Source organism: Pantoea sp. GM01, assembly GCF_000282675.1.
GTDB classification, from domain to species: Bacteria; Pseudomonadota; Gammaproteobacteria; order Enterobacterales; family Enterobacteriaceae; genus Pantoea; species Pantoea nemavictus.
On record NZ_AKIU01000046.1, the window covers coordinates 79,800 to 96,859 of the forward strand.

At 55.5% G+C, this 17,060-nt stretch carries 17 protein-coding genes; 14 read left to right on the forward strand and 3 right to left on the reverse strand.

The annotated features are described in order from the left end of the window. Positions 1–73 precede the first annotated feature (73 nt). The 7 genes from ubiE to tatD all read left to right on the forward strand — a co-directional run bounded on the left by ubiE (position 74) and on the right by tatD (position 5,604). Complete coding sequence (gene ubiE, locus PMI17_RS13795) at positions 74–832, forward strand: bifunctional demethylmenaquinone methyltransferase/2-methoxy-6-polyprenyl-1,4-benzoquinol methylase UbiE (protein WP_009127887.1); 759 nt, start codon at positions 74–76, stop codon at positions 830–832. 6 nt (positions 833–838) lie between these two features. After that, a complete protein-coding gene (locus tag PMI17_RS13800) occupies positions 839–1,444 on the forward strand; it encodes an SCP2 domain-containing protein (RefSeq protein ID WP_009127889.1) in 606 nt (201 codons plus the stop codon). Next, positions 1,441–3,078, forward strand: coding sequence for a ubiquinone biosynthesis regulatory protein kinase UbiB (ubiB, locus tag PMI17_RS13805; protein WP_009127891.1), 1,638 nt, complete (start codon positions 1,441–1,443; stop codon positions 3,076–3,078). Before PMI17_RS13800 ends, ubiB begins: the two co-directional genes overlap by 4 nt. A gap of 110 nt (positions 3,079–3,188) precedes the next feature. After that, a complete protein-coding gene (tatA, locus tag PMI17_RS13810; protein ID WP_009127893.1) occupies positions 3,189–3,443 on the forward strand; it encodes a Sec-independent protein translocase subunit TatA in 255 nt (84 codons plus the stop codon). A gap of 2 nt (positions 3,444–3,445) precedes the next feature. After that, the gene (tatB, locus tag PMI17_RS13815) at positions 3,446–3,973 is read left to right on the forward strand and encodes a Sec-independent protein translocase protein TatB (protein ID WP_009127895.1); all 528 of its coding nucleotides are present in this window, start codon (positions 3,446–3,448) and stop codon (positions 3,971–3,973) included. A 2-nt stretch (positions 3,974–3,975) separates the two neighbouring features. Continuing rightward, complete coding sequence (gene tatC, locus PMI17_RS13820) at positions 3,976–4,734, forward strand: Sec-independent protein translocase subunit TatC (protein WP_009127897.1); 759 nt, start codon at positions 3,976–3,978, stop codon at positions 4,732–4,734. Positions 4,735–4,821: 87 nt separating this feature from the next. Continuing rightward, positions 4,822–5,604, forward strand: a complete 783-nt coding sequence (gene tatD / locus PMI17_RS13825) for a 3'-5' ssDNA/RNA exonuclease TatD (RefSeq protein WP_009127899.1) — start codon at positions 4,822–4,824, stop codon at positions 5,602–5,604. Here tatD and rfaH read toward each other — a convergent pair. After that, positions 5,601–6,089 (reverse strand): transcription/translation regulatory transformer protein RfaH, encoded by a 489-nt coding sequence (gene rfaH / locus PMI17_RS13830; RefSeq protein ID WP_036621224.1) that lies wholly within the window; start codon positions 6,087–6,089, stop codon positions 5,601–5,603. The two genes, tatD and rfaH, sit on opposite strands and share 4 nt — an antisense overlap. Before the next feature lie 208 nt (positions 6,090–6,297). Here rfaH and pepE point away from each other — a divergent pair, with 208 nt between their 5' ends. The 3 genes from pepE to fre all read left to right on the forward strand — a co-directional run bounded on the left by pepE (position 6,298) and on the right by fre (position 9,329). Then, a complete protein-coding gene (gene pepE, locus PMI17_RS13835) occupies positions 6,298–7,029 on the forward strand; it encodes a dipeptidase PepE (RefSeq protein ID WP_009127903.1) in 732 nt (243 codons plus the stop codon). Between the two features lie 74 nt (positions 7,030–7,103). Beyond that, positions 7,104–8,588 carry a 4-hydroxy-3-polyprenylbenzoate decarboxylase gene (gene ubiD / locus PMI17_RS13840; RefSeq protein ID WP_009127904.1) on the forward strand — a complete coding sequence of 495 codons (1,485 nt, stop codon included), beginning with the start codon at positions 7,104–7,106 and terminating at the stop codon, positions 8,586–8,588. A 39-nt stretch (positions 8,589–8,627) separates the two neighbouring features. Beyond that, positions 8,628–9,329 (forward strand): NAD(P)H-flavin reductase, encoded by a 702-nt coding sequence (gene fre, locus PMI17_RS13845; RefSeq protein WP_009127906.1) that lies wholly within the window; start codon positions 8,628–8,630, stop codon positions 9,327–9,329. A gap of 51 nt (positions 9,330–9,380) precedes the next feature. On the opposite strand, the gene fadA is transcribed toward fre, so the two are convergent. After that, the gene (fadA, locus tag PMI17_RS13850; protein ID WP_009127908.1) at positions 9,381–10,544 is read right to left on the reverse strand and encodes an acetyl-CoA C-acyltransferase FadA; all 1,164 of its coding nucleotides are present in this window, start codon (positions 10,542–10,544) and stop codon (positions 9,381–9,383) included. 10 nt (positions 10,545–10,554) lie between these two features. Beyond that, entirely contained in the window at positions 10,555–12,738 is a 2,184-nt protein-coding gene (fadB, locus tag PMI17_RS13855; RefSeq protein WP_009127910.1) for a fatty acid oxidation complex subunit alpha FadB, read from the reverse strand. A 186-nt stretch (positions 12,739–12,924) separates the two neighbouring features. On the opposite strand from fadB, the gene pepQ reads away from it, so the two are divergent. The 4 genes from pepQ to hemG are packed head-to-tail and all read left to right on the forward strand — an operon-like array spanning position 12,925 to position 16,906. Continuing rightward, a complete protein-coding gene (gene pepQ, locus PMI17_RS13860) occupies positions 12,925–14,256 on the forward strand; it encodes a Xaa-Pro dipeptidase (RefSeq protein ID WP_036621216.1) in 1,332 nt (443 codons plus the stop codon). Next, the gene (locus tag PMI17_RS13865; protein ID WP_009127914.1) at positions 14,256–14,873 is read left to right on the forward strand and encodes an IMPACT family protein; all 618 of its coding nucleotides are present in this window, start codon (positions 14,256–14,258) and stop codon (positions 14,871–14,873) included. Before pepQ ends, PMI17_RS13865 begins: the two co-directional genes overlap by 1 nt. 27 nt (positions 14,874–14,900) lie before the next feature. After that, positions 14,901–16,352 (forward strand): Trk system potassium transporter TrkH, encoded by a 1,452-nt coding sequence (gene trkH / locus PMI17_RS13870; RefSeq protein ID WP_009127916.1) that lies wholly within the window; start codon positions 14,901–14,903, stop codon positions 16,350–16,352. A 17-nt stretch (positions 16,353–16,369) separates the two neighbouring features. Then, positions 16,370–16,906 (forward strand): menaquinone-dependent protoporphyrinogen IX dehydrogenase, encoded by a 537-nt coding sequence (hemG, locus tag PMI17_RS13875; protein ID WP_009127918.1) that lies wholly within the window; start codon positions 16,370–16,372, stop codon positions 16,904–16,906. Positions 16,907–17,060: the final 154 nt, after the last annotated feature.

A 17,060-nucleotide genomic window follows, 5' to 3' on the forward strand; every position in this document is an offset into this window, starting at 1 on the left:
CGGTGGTCGCGTGCTCGTGTAGCGCGACTCTGATACACTTCGGCAAGAATTGTTTGTGGAACAGGTAAAACCGATGGCAGATGAATCACAGCAGGAAACTACCCATTTTGGCTTCCAGACCGTCGCGAAAAGCGAAAAGGCCGATAAAGTCGCGGACGTGTTTCACTCCGTCGCGGCAAAATATGACCTGATGAACGATTTGATGTCGTTTGGCATCCATCGTGTCTGGAAGCGTTTTACCATTGACAGCAGCGGCGTGCGCCGCGGTCAGCGCGTGTTGGATCTGGCGGGTGGTACCGGCGATCTGACGGCTAAATTCTCTCGTCTGGTGGGCGAAACCGGCCAGGTTGTGTTGGCTGATATCAACAGTTCAATGCTGAAGATGGGCCGCGAAAAGCTGCGTAATCTCGGCGTGTCGGGTAATGTCAGCTATGTTCAGGCGAACGCCGAAGCGCTGCCGTTCCCGGATAACTATTTCGATTGCATCACCATCTCGTTCGGTTTGCGTAACGTCACCGAAAAAGAGAAAGCGCTGGCGTCGATGTTGCGCGTGCTGAAGCCGGGCGGACGCCTGCTGGTGCTGGAATTCTCCAAGCCGCTGCTGGAGCCGCTGAGCAAGGCTTACGACACCTATTCATTCCATATTCTGCCGCGTATTGGCCAGCTGGTGGCGCAAGATGCTGAAAGCTATCGTTATCTGGCAGAGTCGATTCGTATGCATCCCGATCAGGAAACCCTGAAAGCGATGATGAATGATGCCGGCTTTGAAAATACCACCTACTTCAATATGACTGGCGGTATTGTCGCGCTGCATCGCGGATTTAAATTCTAATCCATCATGACTTTAACTCCTCTCATCACCGGCGGTCTTGAGACCGCCCTGAACCGTGTTCTCTATCGCGATCGCAGCCTTAAAGCCGCGCGCCAGCGTCTGGCGGGCAAGGTGTTGCTGCTGCGTCTGCAAGAGCTCGATTTTCCTTTAGTGCTGGTGTTTAGCGAATCACAACTTGATGTACTGAGTGATTGGCAGGATAGCAGCGACTGCACGGTGAGTTTGCGTGTCAGCACCTTGCCGAAACTGCGCGATCGCCAGCAGCTCACCAGCTTGATCAGAAGCGGTGAACTGGAGGTGGACGGTGATTTGCAGGTGGTACAGCAATTCTCTGCGCTGATGGATCTCGCCGAGCTTGATCCGGCCGAATATCTCGCGCCGTGGATTGGCGACATCGCCGCGCAAGGGGTAAGCCAGGCCGCACAGCAGGCGCTGAGATTCGTGCAGCAGCAGGTTATGCGCCGCCAGGATTATCTTGGCCAGGCGCTGACGGAAGAGTGGCGCGTCGCGCCGGGTGCTCTGGAACTGGCATGGTTCTGCGAGGAAGTGGAAGCGATGGAACGTTCGCTCAATGCGTTTGAAACGCGTTTGGCACAGCTGGAGGCGAAATGACGCTGGGAGAAATTCGGCGCTTATACTTCATCATCAAGATATTTCTCACTTATGGCCTTGATGAACTGATTCCCCGCATGCGCTTCACGCTGCTGTTACGCCTGTGGCGGCGCTGCATCTTCTGGATCCCTAACCAACACAAAGACGCCTCGCCTGGCGTGCGCATCCGTTTAGCCATGGAGCAGCTTGGTCCGGTGTGGATCAAGTTCGGTCAAATGCTCTCCACGCGACGCGATCTGTTCCCGCCAGCGATTGCCGATGAGCTTGCCGTGCTGCAGGACCGCGTGGCGCCGTTTGATGGCGTCAAAGCTAAGCAGCAGATTGAACAGTCGATTGGCGGCCCGGTGGAAACCTGGTTTGAAGACTTCGACATTAAACCGCTGGCCTCTGCCTCTATTGCACAGGTGCACACCGCCACGTTGAAGTCCAACGGCCGCGCCGTGGTGATCAAAGTGATTCGTCCCGATATCCTGCCGGTGATCAAAGCGGACATGCGGTTGATTTATCGTCTGGCGCGTTGGGTGCCGCGTTTGCTGCCGGATGGACGTCGTCTGCGTCCGCTGGAAGTGGTACGCGATTACGAAAAAACCCTGATTGATGAGCTGAATCTGCTGCGTGAAGCGGCCAACGCCATCCAGCTGCGTCGTAACTTCGACCAAAGCCGCATGCTTTACGTACCCGAAGTGTTCTCTGATTACTGCAGTGAATCAATGATGGTAATGGAGCGCATTTACGGCATTCCGATCTCGGATATCGCCACGCTCGAGCAGCACGGCGTCAATATGAAGTTACTGGCAGAGCGCGGCGTGCAGGTGTTCTTCACCCAGGTGTTCCGCGACAGCTTCTTCCATGCCGACATGCATCCTGGCAATATCTTCGTCAGCTACGATCACCCAGAAGATCCGCAGTACATCGGCATCGACTGCGGTATTGTCGGTTCACTGAATAAAGAAGATAAGCGCTATCTGGCGGAAAACTTTATCGCCTTCTTTAATCGCGATTACCGCAAAGTGGCTGAGCTGCATGTGGATTCAGGCTGGGTGCCGCTGGATACTAACGTTGAAGATTTTGAGTTTGCCATTCGTACCGTATGTGAGCCGATTTTCGAAAAACCGCTGGCTGAGATCTCCTTCGGTCACGTGTTGCTGAATCTGTTTAATACCGCGCGTCGTTTCAATATGGAAGTGCAGCCGCAGCTGGTGCTGCTGCAGAAGACGTTGCTGTATGTCGAAGGGATTGGTCGCCAGCTCTATCCTCAGCTCGACTTGTGGAAAACCGCTAAGCCGTTCCTGGAAGATTGGATCAAAGATCAGATTGGTATCCCGGCAATAATGCGTGCGGTGAAAGAGAAAGCGCCGTACTGGGCGGAAAAACTGCCGGAGTTGCCGGAGCTATTTTACGACAGTATGCGGCAGCACAAATTATTGAAGCACAGCGTCGATAAACTCGTCACCGATTTAAACGTACAGCGCACACGAAATCATCAGGCGCGCTATCTGTTTGGCGTAGGCGCTACACTGTTATTAAGTGGCACCGCCGTACTGTTAAGTCGACCGGATTGGGATTTCTTCCCGGCGCTTTTAATGGCTGCCGGCATCGTCACCTGGCTTATTGGCTGGCGCAAGACAAACTGATTGTCTGCCTGGTTCAAATCGCGTAATGTCGCAAGCTAAAGCCCGAAATCATACGGGCTTTCTGTGCGTTACAGTCAACAGTTTTTCACAGAATATTAGAGGCATATCTCATGGGCGGTATCAGTATTTGGCAATTGTTAATCATTGCCGTCATTGTTGTTCTTCTGTTCGGTACCAACAAACTTCGCAACCTGGGTTCGGATTTGGGTTCTTCTATCCGCGGCTTCAAAAAAGCCATGGGCGATGAAGACGATAAAAAGGATCAACCGAAAGAGCAGGACGCTGACTTCAACGCCAAAACTTTGGCAGACAAACAGCAAACCTCGGCGACTAAAGACGACGCCCGGAACGACAAGCAGGTATAACTGTGTTCGACATTGGTTTTAGTGAACTGGTATTGGTGTTCGTGATCGGGCTGATTGTGCTTGGCCCGCAGCGATTACCGGTTGCGGTGAAAACCGTCGTCGGCTGGATCAGAGCCATTCGCTCGCTGGCCGCGAATGTACAAAACGAACTGGCACAGGAGCTGAAACTGCAGGAATTGCAGGACAGCCTGAAAAAGGTGGAAGAGGCGGGTCGTGGCACGCTGTCACCGGAGCTGAAAGAGTCGATGGAAGAACTGCGTAAAACCGCCGACTCAATGAAGCGCTCCGTGCAGCAGAGTATCGATCTCGAAAAAGAGGAAGATGAAGCCAACACCATTCATCAGACTCCGCCAGCAGTAGCGCAGCCGGCCACTTCCCCTGCGGTCACGCCTGCTGCTGCAGAACATCAAACCAGTGCCGCAGCACAGGTTCCGCAGCCAGTTGACGCAACTTCTGCAGTGGATAATCCTCCCGTCGCCAGTGCCCCGCAAAGCACTGCGAAGACTTCTCTCGTAAAAGATGAACGATAAACATGGCCGTTGAAGATACCCAACCGCTCATTAGCCATCTGATTGAGCTGCGTAAGCGTTTGTTGAATTGCATCATCGCTGTTTTAGTCATCTTTCTGTGTCTGGTCTACTTCGCCAATGACATTTACCATCTGGTAGCGTCACCATTGATTAGCCAGATGCCGGCTGGTGCGAGCATGATCGCCACCGACGTAGCATCACCCTTCTTCACGCCAATTAAGCTCACCATTATTGTCTCGGTGTTTCTTGCCGTGCCGGTGATTTTGTATCAGGTGTGGGCGTTTGTCGCGCCAGCGCTCTATCGTCACGAGCGTAAACTGGTAATGCCGCTGCTGTTCTCCAGTACGCTGCTGTTCTACGTCGGCGTGGCGTTTGCGTATTTCATCGTGTTCCCGCTGGCGTTTGGTTTCTTCGCCAAAACGGCACCGCAAGGCGTGACCATCGCCACGGATATCACCAATTATCTCGACTTCGTCATGACCATTTTCATGGCTTTTGGCGTCGCGTTTGAGGTGCCGATTGCCATTGTGCTGCTGTGCTGGACGGGCATTACTTCACCTGACGATTTGAGAAAGAAACGTCCGTATATGCTGGTTGGCGCTTTCGTTGTTGGGATGTTGCTCACACCGCCGGATGTTTTCTCCCAAACTTTGCTCGCTATTCCGATGTACTGCCTGTTTGAAGTCGGCGTATTCTTCTCCCGCTACTATGTGGGTAAAGGGCGTCAGTCTTCGGATGAGGAACAGAATACCGAATCCTGATGTCTTTTAAGCAGGGCACCCGCCAGCAAGCGGGAAGAGAATGAATCTAAACCGCCTAACCGGGCGGTTTTTTATTGGGGAGAAAACATGTTTGATATCGGTGTAAACCTGACCAGCACGCAATTCGCAAAAGATCGCGAGCAGGTTGTGAAACGTGCGCGCGAAGCAGGCGTCACCGGCCTGTTAATTACCGGCACTAACGCGCTGGAGAGCCAGCAGGCACGTCAGCTGGCGGCATTACACGCCGGCTACTGCTGGTCGACGGCGGGCGTTCATCCGCATCACGCCAGTGAATGGTCGGCGGAAACGGCGAATACCTTGCGTCGTCTCGCGGAAAGCGCCCAGGTTGTCGCCATCGGCGAATGCGGCCTGGATTTTAACCGCAATCTCTCGGCCCACGATCAACAGGAGTACGCCTTTGATGCGCAGCTCGCACTGGCTGCAGAACTGCAGCTGCCGGTATTTCTGCATTGTCGTGAAGCGCACGATCGTTTTGTGGCGGTGCTTGAGCCGTGGCTGCCAAAACTGGTGGGCGCGGTGGTGCACTGCTTTACCGGTACGCGTGATGAGCTGCAAGGGTGCCTGGAACTCGGGTTGTCAGTAGGCATTACCGGTTGGGTGTGCGACGAACGTCGCGGTATGGAACTGCGCGAATTGCTGCCGTTGATTCCGGCTGAGCGTCTGTTACTGGAAACCGACGCACCCTATTTACTGCCGCGCGACATGCATCCACGTCCCACTTCGCGCCGCAATGAGCCGTGCTTCCTGCCGCACATTGTGCAGCAAGTGGCGAACTGGCGTGGAGAAGAGGTGGAAGCGCTGGGCGCGCAGGTCAATCGCAACGCACGTCAACTTTTTAAGCTGGCCTAAAGCTTGCGGAACTGCTTGTTATCCACGCTGCGCATCACCTGTTTGTTCAGCATGTTCAGCAGCAGAACGGAGCGCGTTTCACCATCCGGCTCGGCAAAAATCGCGCGTAGTCCTTCGAAGGTGCCATCGGTGATGATCACTTCATCACCGCTCTGCGGCGTTTCCGGATCTAACACGATCTGCGGCGCGTCGGTTTGCAGCGCTTCGATCACATCGTGCGATACGGTAGCCGGCATGGCGCCGAAGCGCACGAAGTGGCTGACGCCGCGCGTGCTGCTGATGGTGGTGGTGTGAATCGCTTCGGGATCGAACTCGATAAACAAATAATTGGGGAACAGCGGCTCACTCACGGTGGTGCGTTTACCGCGCACAATCTTCTCCAAAGCGATCATTGGGCTCAGGCAATTCACCGCTTGCCGCTCAAGATGCTCTTTCGCGCGCAACAGTTGTCCACGTTTGCAATAGAGTAAGTACCAGGATTCCATAACTGCTCCCAAAGAATGGACGCTAAGAATATCAAACCTGCTGACAGAGTTATAGCGCATCGGCGGAGGGAAACCCTGTGCTGAAAAAAATTCACTGCGAATTTTCTGATTGATGCGGCTAATTAACGCTTTCGTGCAAGAAAATTGACGGCTGGCGACCATCTGTATCAGACTCCATCCCCATCTTTCGAATGAAAAGGAGTGGCCGATGGAACTGTTCCTGTTAAGTAACGGCAAAGTGGCTGAGGATGCGCCGCTATTGAGTTACGCCCACCCGCAGCTACACGCGATGATCGCCCAGCGCGGCATTACGTCGGCGGTGCTGGTGCCCTACGCGATTATTCGTGGCGATCATGCGCAACGCGCGCAAGATTTGTCAGATTCATTAGGCATTGAAGTGCGCACGGTGCATGAGTTTACCTCCCCCGTCGCGGCGATTGAGCAAGCCGAGCTGATTTTGGTGAGCGGCGGAAATACCTGGTTCCTCAATCAAATGCTGCATGAACATGGCTTAATCGTCGCGATTCAACGCGCGGTGCGCGAGCGTGATGTGCCTTACGTCGGCTGGAGCGCCGGTTGCAACGTGGCAACGCCTTCCATCCGCACCACCAATGACATGCCGGTGCGCAGCAGCGTGGTGTTGCCTGCGCTGGGCTTGTTCCCGGTGCAGATCAATCCGCATTATCTTGATGCGCACGTCAGCGGCCATATGGGCGAAACGCGCGATGAGCGCCTGGCTGAATTTTGCGCCGTTAACCCGCATGAATCGGTGATTGCGCTCCGCGAAGCCAGTTTCCTACACGTGAGTGAAAATCGCCTGCGCTACTACAGCGCCCGCGGCGAAGACTTTAAAGTGTTCCGCCACGGCGAGCCGATTGCGGCGTATCACGATGTGCTGGCGATTCAGTCGCTGGTGCCGTTTTCCTGTCAGCCAGCCTGACTCAGAAACCTCAACATGCTAGCGTGAAACGCACCTATAATGGCGCTTCACTCTGGCCGGAAAGCTAAAGCCGCATGAAATATCAGGATTTACGAGACTTCCTCGCGTTACTCGAACAGCGTGGAGAGTTAAAGCGCATCACTCAGGAGATCGATCCTGAGCTGGAGATGACCGAGATTGCCGATCGCACGCTGCGTGCCGGCGGCCCAGCGCTGCTGTTTGAAAACCCGAAAGGGTACGACATGCCGGTACTGTGTAATCTGTTCGGCACGCCAAAACGCGTGGCGATGGGTATGGGCCAGGAAGAGGTGAGTGCGCTGCGCGAAGTGGGCAAACTGTTGGCATTTTTGAAGGAACCGGAGCCGCCGAAAGGCTTCCGCGATCTGTTTGATAAAATGCCGCAGTTCAAGCAAGTACTGAATATGCCAACCAAGCGCTTGCGCAATGCGCCTTGCCAGGAAGAGATTTTTAGCGGCGATGACGTCGATCTGTCACGCATCCCGGTGATGAAATGCTGGCCAGGCGATGCCGCGCCGCTGATCACCTGGGGATTAACCGTCACGCGTGGCCCGCATAAAGAGCGCCAGAATCTCGGCATCTATCGCCAGCAGGTGATCGGCAAAAATCGCCTGATTATGCGTTGGCTGTCGCATCGCGGCGGCGCGCTCGATTTCCAGGAGTGGTGCAAAGCGCATCCGGGCGAACGTTTTCCGGTATCTGTCGCGCTCGGGGCCGATCCGGCGACCATTCTCGGCGCGGTGACGCCGGTGCCCGACACGCTCTCTGAATATGCCTTCGCCGGTTTGCTGCGTGGCAACAAAACCGAAGTGGTAAAGTGCATCTCCAACGAGCTTGAAGTGCCGGCGAGCGCAGAGATTGTGCTGGAAGGTTACATTGAGCCGGGCGATGTGGCACCGGAAGGGCCATACGGCGATCACACGGGATACTACAATGAAGTAGACAGTTTCCCGGTGTTTACCGTGACGCACGTAACGCAACGTCGCAATCCGATTTATCATTCAACCTATACCGGGCGTCCACCGGATGAACCGGCGGTGTTGGGCGTGGCGCTGAATGAAGTGCTGGTGCCGATCCTGATCAAGCAGTTCCCGGAGATTGTTGATTTCTATCTGCCGCCGGAAGGCTGTTCTTATCGCCTCGCGGTGGTGACGATTAAGAAACAGTATGCCGGTCACGCCAAGCGCGTGATGTTTGGCGTGTGGTCGTTCCTGCGTCAGTTCATGTACACCAAGTTTGTGATTGTATGTGACGACGACGTCAACGCGCGTGACTGGAATGATGTGATTTGGGCGATTACTACGCGCATGGATCCAGCACGCGATACGGTGCTGGTTGAGAACACGCCAATCGATTATCTCGACTTTGCCTCGCCGGTTTCCGGCTTAGGTTCGAAGATGGGACTTGATGCCACCAATAAGTGGCCGGGCGAAACCACGCGCGAATGGGGCACGCCGATTGTCAAAGATCCGGCCGTTACGGCGCGCATTGACGCCATTTGGGATGAATTAGCAATCTTTGCCGAGCCGCCGCAGCGCTAAAAGCGGCAGACCAACCAGACCCGAAGAAAAAGGGAACGCATGACAACGTTAAGCTGCAAAGTGACTTCGGTTGAAGCGATTACGGATACGGTTTACCGCGTCCGTTTGATTCCGGCCGCGGATTTTAACTTCCGCGCGGGACAGTATTTGATGGTGGTGATGGATGAGCGTGATAAGCGCCCATTCTCGCTGGCGTCCACGCCAATGGAAAAGGACATCATTGAACTGCACATTGGCGCCTCGGATCTTAATCTTTACGCGATGGCGGTGATGGACCGCATCAAAAACGATCGTCAGATTACGGTAGATATGCCGCATGGCGATGCCTGGCTACGCGAAGAGAGCGATCGTCCGATCATTCTGATTGCCGGCGGCACCGGTTTCTCCTATGCGCGTTCCATTCTGCTGACCGCGCTGGCACAGGAACCCGATCGCGAAATTGCGATTTACTGGGGCGGCCGTGAGCTGATGCATCTGTACGATTTAGATGAGTTGAATGCGCTGGCGGTGAAGCACCCGAACCTGAAAGTGATTCCGGTGGTTGAGCAACCGGCGGATGACTGGACCGGACGCAGCGGCACGGTGCTGACGGCGGTGATGCAGGATTACGCTTCACTCAGTGAACACGACATCTATATTGCTGGTCGTTTTGAGATGGCGAAGATTGCACGTGAGCGTTTCTGCGCCGAGCGCGGTGCGCTGGAAGCGCAGATGTATGGCGATGCGTTTGCGTTTATCTGACAGATAAAAAGCCCGCCCGAAAGGGCGGGAACTCGTGCAGTGGTTAACGTATTAAACCCGTTCGAACACCGTGGCGATGCCCTGGCCTAAGCCAATGCACATGGTCGCCAGACCAAATTGCGCATCGCGACGTTCCATTAGATTCAGCAGCGTGGTACTGATACGCGCGCCGGAACAGCCCAGCGGGTGCCCAAGCGCAATCGCGCCGCCATTCAAATTCACTTTCTCATCCAACTGTTCCAGCAAGCCCATGTCCTTGATGCACGGCAGCGCCTGCGCGGCAAAGGCCTCGTTGAACTCGAATAAGTCGATATCCTGCACGCTTAAGCCGGCGCGTTTTAGCGCTAGCTTGCTGGCGGGAACCGGGCCGTAACCCATAATCGACGGATCGCAGCCAACCACCGCCATGCTGCGAATGCGCGCACGCGGCGTCAGACCCAGTTCGCGCGCGCGGCTTTCGCTCATGATCAACATCGCCGCCGCGCCATCGGAGAGCGCAGAAGACGTTCCCGCGGTGACGGTGCCGTTCACCGGATCGAACGCCGGACGCAGCGCGGCCAATCCTTCGAGGCTGGTCTCTTCGCGAATCACTTCATCGCTATCGTAGCGTTTCAACACGCCATCGGCGTCGTGGCCATAAGTTGCAACAATTTCACGCTTAAAGTCGCCACGCTGGGTGGCTGCCCATGCGCGCTGATGTGAACGCAGGGCAAAGGCATCCTGCTGCTCGCGCGTGATGTGATGCATGCGCGCCAGCATTTCGGCGGTTAAGCCCATCATGCCGGCGGCTTTCGCTACCGTACGCCCAAGTCCTGGATGAAAATCGACACCGTGGCTCATTGGCACGTGGCCCATATGCTCTACGCCACCAATCAGGCAAGCGTGCGCATCGCCCACCATAATCGCGCGTGCCGCATCGTGCAGCGCCTGCATCGACGAACCGCACAGGCGATTGACGGTGCTGGCAGGCACGCGATGCGGGATCTCCGCCAGCAGCGCGGCATTACGTGCAATGTTAAAGCCTTGTTCCAGCGTCTGCTGTACGCAGCCCCAGATAATGTCGTCCAGCGTAGCAGGATCGACCGATGGATGACGGCTTAGCAACTCGCGCATCAAATGCGCCGAAAGATCTTCCGCACGAACCTGACGAAACGCACCGCCCCTGGAGCGGCCCATCGGCGTGCGGACGGCATCCACAATGACTACTTTTTCCATTTTCATTACCTCAGGCACTTTGCAGCGCCGCTTCGTCAATCGGTTGCACCGCGGGATACCAGCTCTGATGCTGATGGGCTTTTTGCAACAGCAGCGCCGGCAGCGCATACAGCGGGCCCAGCGCGGTGTAACGTTTGGCCTGATCGACCACGTTGCTGGTGCCAAGCGTATCCATGTAGCGGAATGCGCCGCCGCGGAACGGCGGGAAGCCTAAGCCGTAGACCAGCGCCATGTCGGCTTCGGCCGGTGAAGCGATGATCTGCTCTTCGAGGCAGCGCACCACTTCATTGAGCATCGGCAGCATCATGCGGTTAAGGATCTCTTCATCGCTGAACACGCGCTTCGGTTGGTTGATTGGCTCCAGCATTGCATCCACTGCGGCATCGGCTTTTTTCTGCGCTTTGCCTTTGTTGTCCAACTCCCAGCGGTAAAAACCCTGGCCGTTTTTCTGGCCGTAACGTTTAGCGTCAAACAGCACGTCGATGGCGTCGCGATAATCTTTCTGCATGCGTGACGGGAAACCTTGCGCCATCACCTGTTGGGCATGATGCGCGGTATCAATGCCGACTACATCCAGCAGCCAGGCCGGGCCCATCGGCCAGCCGAACTGTTTTTCCATCACTTTGTCGACCTGGCGGAAATCCGCGCCGTCGCGCAGCAGCAGGCTGAAGGCGGCGAAGTAGGGGAACAGCACGCGATTGACAAAGAAGCCGGGGCAATCATTCACCACAATCGGCGTTTTGCCCATTTTGCTGGCCCAGGCCACCACTTTGCTGATGGTGGCCTCAGAGGTTTGCTCACCGCGAATCACCTCAACCAGCGGCATACGCGGCACCGGATTAAAGAAGTGCATGCCACAGAAGTTTTCCGGGCGTTTTAAGGCTTTCGCCAGCTGGCTGATCGGAATGGTTGAGGTGTTGGAGGCGAGAATGGCATCTTCGCGCAGGTGCTGTTCGGTTTCTGCCAGCACTTTGGCTTTGATCTGCGGATTCTCAACCACGGCTTCCACTACCACATCGGTGCGTTCAAATCCGGCGTAATCCAGCGTGGGCTGAATGGTGGTGAGCACGCTGGCCAGCTTCGCGCCAGTAATTTTGCCGCGCTCCAGCTGCTTGTTAAGCAGCTTGCTGGCTTCGGTCATGCCAAGCGTCAGCGCTTGTGGATTGATATCTTTCATCATCACCGGCACGCCTTTCCAGGCAGATTGATAGGCGATGCCGCCGCCCATAATGCCGGCACCTAATACCGCAGCTTGCTGCGGTGCAGCGGCCGCACTGCTGTGTTTCTTCGCCAAGCCTTTGACGTATTGATCGTTAAGGAAGATGCCGACCAGCGCGCGGGCTACATCGCTTTGCGCCAGCGGTACAAAAGCGGCGGTCTCCAGCTTCAGCGCATCATCGCGCCCCAAGGTGGCGGCAGCCTCAATGGTTTTTATCGCGGTAACGGGGGCCGGATAGTGTTTGCCGGCGGTCTGCAGCACCATGCTTTTGGCGATGGTAAAGCTCATGGCGGCTTCGATCGGGCTGAGTTTAAGCGGCGCCAGCTTTGGCGCCCGGCGGACCTGCCAGTTGCCCTGCGCGATGGCGTCCTGTAATACCGTCAGCGCTGCGGCGCGCAGTTTGTCGCTGCTGACCACTGCATCCACTAAACCGAGTTTCAGGGCGCTATTGCCATCGAGATCTTTACCCGCGGCGATGATTTCCATCGCACTGTCAGCGCCGAGCAGCCGCGGCAGACGTACGCTGCCGCCAAAGCCCGGCATGATGCCCAGTTTGGTTTCCGGCAAGCCGATACGCGCGGTGGGCGTAGCAATGCGGAAGTCCACTGCCAGCACGCATTCGCAGCCGCCACCCAGCGCATAACCATCGATGGCGGCTACGGTTGGCACCGGCAAATCTTCCAGACGATTGAAGATGCTGTTAGCAAATGCCAGCCACTGACTCAACTTCTCTTCTGGCGCGTCAAACAGCGACAGGAATTCTGTAATGTCGGCGCCGACAATAAATGCCGGTTTGGCCGAAGAGAGCAGCAGGCCGCGCAGTGCGGGTTGCTGTTCTAAGACGCTTAGCGCCTCGCCCAGGGAGGCGACGGTTTTGGTATCGAGTTTATTCACCGAACCGGGCGCATCGAATACCAGCTCGGCGATGCCATCGTCAAGCCAGTGCACTGAAAGGGTATCGCCTTGGTAGAGCATGTCCGTCTCCTGAAACCGCGAAAGGTGATCTGGTCATACCAGATGATTTGGAGTGTGAGTGTGATGTTAATTATTTGCAAACGAGAGTTTGATAATTTGATACAACGATCACAGCGCGTGCAGCACGGCATCGCCAACACGGCTGTGCTACACTGCGGCCACTTTCGCGACATTGGAGACAAGTCCATGGATTCACTGAAAACCCTGTATCACGCGCACATCAATACGCTGCAGCAGCGAGCGCAGCAGGTGCTGGCTCGCTTTAAGCTTGATGCCATGCTGATTCATTCCGGCGAGCTGCTGACCGTTTTTCTCGACGATCACGACTATCCGTTTAAGGTGAATCCTCAGTTCAAAGCGTGGGTGCCGGTGACGCAGGTGCCAAACTGCTGGTTATGGATTGATGGTGTGAATAAACCCAAGCTGTGGTTCTACTCGCCGGTGGATTACTGGCATAACGTCGAGCCACTGCCAAACAGCTTCTGGACCAACGATATTGACGTGATTGGCCTAAAGAGTGCCGATGACATCGCGCAGTTGCTGCCTGCACAACGCGATAACGTGGCGTATATCGGTCCGGTACCGTCACGCGCTTCCCAGCTCGGCATTAACAGCGAGCAGGTGAACCCTAAGGGCGTGATCGATTACCTGCATTATCATCGCAGCATCAAAACCGATTACGAGCTGGCCTGTATGCGCGAAGCGCAGAAGCTGGCGGTGGCGGGGCATCGCGCAGCCAAAGAGGCATTCGAATCGGGTATGAGCGAGTTCGATATCAACATCGCTTACCTGACCGCGACCGGCCATCGCGATACCGATGTGCCGTACGGCAATATTATCGCGCTTAATGAACATGCCGCGGTGCTGCACTACACCAAACTGGACCATCAGCCGCCGGCGAAACGGCACAGCTTCCTGATTGATGCCGGGGCGGAGTATCTCGGTTATGCCGCTGACCTGACGCGCAGCTATGCGGCGCAGAGTAAATCGCGCTATGCCGAAATGGTTGCCGCGATGAACAAGGAAGAGCTGGCGCTGATCGCCACCTTGAAAGCCGGCGTGCGCTATACCGATTATCATCTGCAGATGCATCAGCGCATTGCGCGGCTGCTGCTGAAGTTTGAGCTGGTGAAAGGTCTGACCGAAGAGACGCTGGTGGCGGAAGATTTAACCGGTCCGTTTATGCCGCACGGGTTGGGACATCCGCTGGGCCTGCAGGTGCACGATGTGGCCGGCTTTATGCAGGACGACAGCGGCACGCATCTGGCTGCGCCGTCGCAATATCCGTATCTACGTTGCACGCGCGTGCTGGAACCTGGCATGGTGCTGACTATCGAACCCGGCTTCTATATCATCGATTCGCTGCTGGCGAAGCTGCGCGGCGGCAAGTTCAGCCAGTATTTCGACTGGGCGGCAATTGATGCACTGAAACCGTACGGCGGCATTCGTATCGAGGATAACGTGGTGATTCACGCTAATCGCGTTGAAAACATGACGCGCGATCTGCACCTTGCCTGATGGATGCTTACGACATTCCCGCTGAGGCTGTGAGTCTCAGCGAGGAAACTATCAAGAAAAGTCGTTTCATTACTCTGCTGGCGCATACTGCGGGCGTGGAAGCGGCGCGCGCGTTTGTTCAGCAGGTGAAGCAGGAGCATCCCACCGCCCGCCATCACTGCTGGGCGTGGGTGGCCGGTGCGCCGGATGATTCACAGCAGTTGGGTTTCTCTGATGATGGCGAACCGTCCGGCACGGCGGGCAAACCCATGCTGGCCCAGTTGATGGGCAGTGGCGTGGGTGAAGTGACTGCGGTGGTGGTGCGTTATTACGGCGGCATCATGCTCGGTACTGGAGGGCTGGTAAAAGCTTACGGCGGCGGCGTGCAGCAGGGGCTGAAGCAATTAGCCCGTCAGCGTAAAGTGCCGATGGAATCCTTCAGCCTGCAATGTGATTATGCCCAACTCAGCGACATTGAGCGCTTGCTGCAGCGTTTTGACGGCATTATAGAAGAGAGCCATTATCAGGATCGTATTGCGCTGCGTTTAGCATTGCCGCATGCACAGATTGATGGCTTTCGCCAAAACCTCTCTGATTACAGCCGGGGCGCGCTGACGCTCATCCCGCTGACAAACTAAAAGCATCTGTTTAAAGGAAACGGCTGAATGCATTTTCGCGCCATTACCCGCATTGTGGGCCTGCTGGTGATTCTGTTCTCGGTGACCATGATCTTACCCGGCCTCGTCGCCTTAATTTACCGGGACGGTGCCGGGCGCGCGTTTAGTCAAACCTTTATGATGGCGATCGTCATTGGTTCGCTGCTGTGGTGGCCAAACCGCAAACAGAAATCGGAACTTAAGCCGCGTGAAGGTTTCCTCATCGTGGTGCTGTTCTGGACCGTGCTGGGCAGCGTGGGTGCGATGCCGTTTATTTTCGCCGAGCAGCCCCATCTTTCGATAACCGATGCATTCTTTGAATCCTTCTCCGGCCTTACTACGACGGGCGCTACTACGCTGGTGGGACTTGATACGCTTCCGAAAGCGATTCTGTTCTATCGTCAGATGTTGCAGTGGCTCGGCGGGATGGGAATCATTGTGCTGGCAGTAGCGATTTTGCCAATTCTGGGCGTGGGTGGCATGCAGCTATATCGCGCGGAGATGCCAGGACCGCTAAAAGATAACAAGATGCGCCCGCGTATCGCAGAAACGGCGAAAACGCTGTGGCTGATCTATGTTTTGCTCACCGTAGCCTGTGCGGTGGCGCTGTGGTTGGCGGGCATGCCAATGTTTGATGCCATCGGCCATAGTTTCTCAACTATCGCCATTGGTGGCTTCTCCACGCATGATGCCAGCATCGGTTACTTTAATAGCCCAACTATCAACACTATCGTCGCAGTGTTTTTGCTGATCTCGGGATGTAACTACGGCCTGCATTTTTCTCTATTAAGCGGCCGCAACCTGAAAGTGTATTGGCGCGATCCCGAATTCCGCATGTTTATTGGCGTACAACTCACATTAGTGCTGATCTGTACGGTGGTGTTGTATTTTCACAATGTGTACGCCAGCGGCTGGCAAACGCTCAACCAGGCGTTTTTCCAGGTGGTATCGATGGCAACCACGGCTGGATTTACCACCGACAGCATTGCGCGCTGGCCACTGTTTCTCCCGGTATTGCTATTGTGTTCGGCCTTTATCGGCGGAATGGCGGGTTCTACCGGCGGCGGTTTGAAGGTGATTCGTATTCTGCTGCTGTTTAAACAGGGTTCACGTGAATTGAAACGCCTGGTGCATCCGAATGCGGTTTACACCATCAAATTGGGTAACCGCGCACTACCTGAACGTATTCTTGAAGCGGTGTGGGGATTCTTCTCAGCCTACGCGCTGGTGTTCCTGCTCAGCATGCTGGCAATCATCGCGACTGGCGTGGATGACTTCTCCGCGTTTGCCGCCGTGGCGGCGACCTTGAATAATCTTGGACCCGGTTTGGGCGTGGTGGCCGACAACTTCACTTCGATGAATGATGTGGCGAAGTGGATCTTGATTTTGACCATGCTGTTTGGGCGCCTCGAAGTGTTCACGCTGCTGGTGTTGTTCACACCGACCTTCTGGCGCGAATAATAAAATAGGATTGTGTAATGAAAGCGTTGATTCTTTATTCCAGCCGCGATGGGCAAACCCGTGAAATTGCCGCGCGCATTGCGCAGACGTTAGTTCCGCATCAGCTGTGCGACGTGCTTGATTTAGCTTACGCGCAGAAGGTGGATTGGTCTCAGTACGATCGCGTGCTGATTGGGGCATCGATCCGCTACGGGCATTTCAATCCTGCGCTGATGAAATTTGTCACGCAGCATAAGGCACAGCTGCACCAGCGCGTAAGCGGCTTCTTTAGTGTCAACCTGACGGCGCGTAAAGCCGATAAGTGCACGCCAGCAACCAATGCTTATACGCGCAAGTTTCTGGAGCAGTCACCCTGGCAGCCAGATTGCTGTGCGGTTTTTGCCGGTGCACTGCGTTATCCGCGTTATCGCTGGTTTGATCGGATCATGATTCAATTCATTATGCGGATGACAGGTGGAGAAACGGATACATCAAAAGAAGTTGAATACACCGATTGGAATAAAGTGACGCTTTTTGCCCAGGGTTTTGCACAGTTACCAGGCAAATCGTTGTGAAATACAGCGTTGTGGCGAAATTTAGGTCGAACGATCATTTTTTTGCAATAAACCCTTGTCACCTCCGAATAACTCCCTATAATGCGCCACCACTGAGACGGCAAAGCGGCAACGCGGGCGGCTCAGCAGGGAGTGAAGAAATTCATCCCGCCGG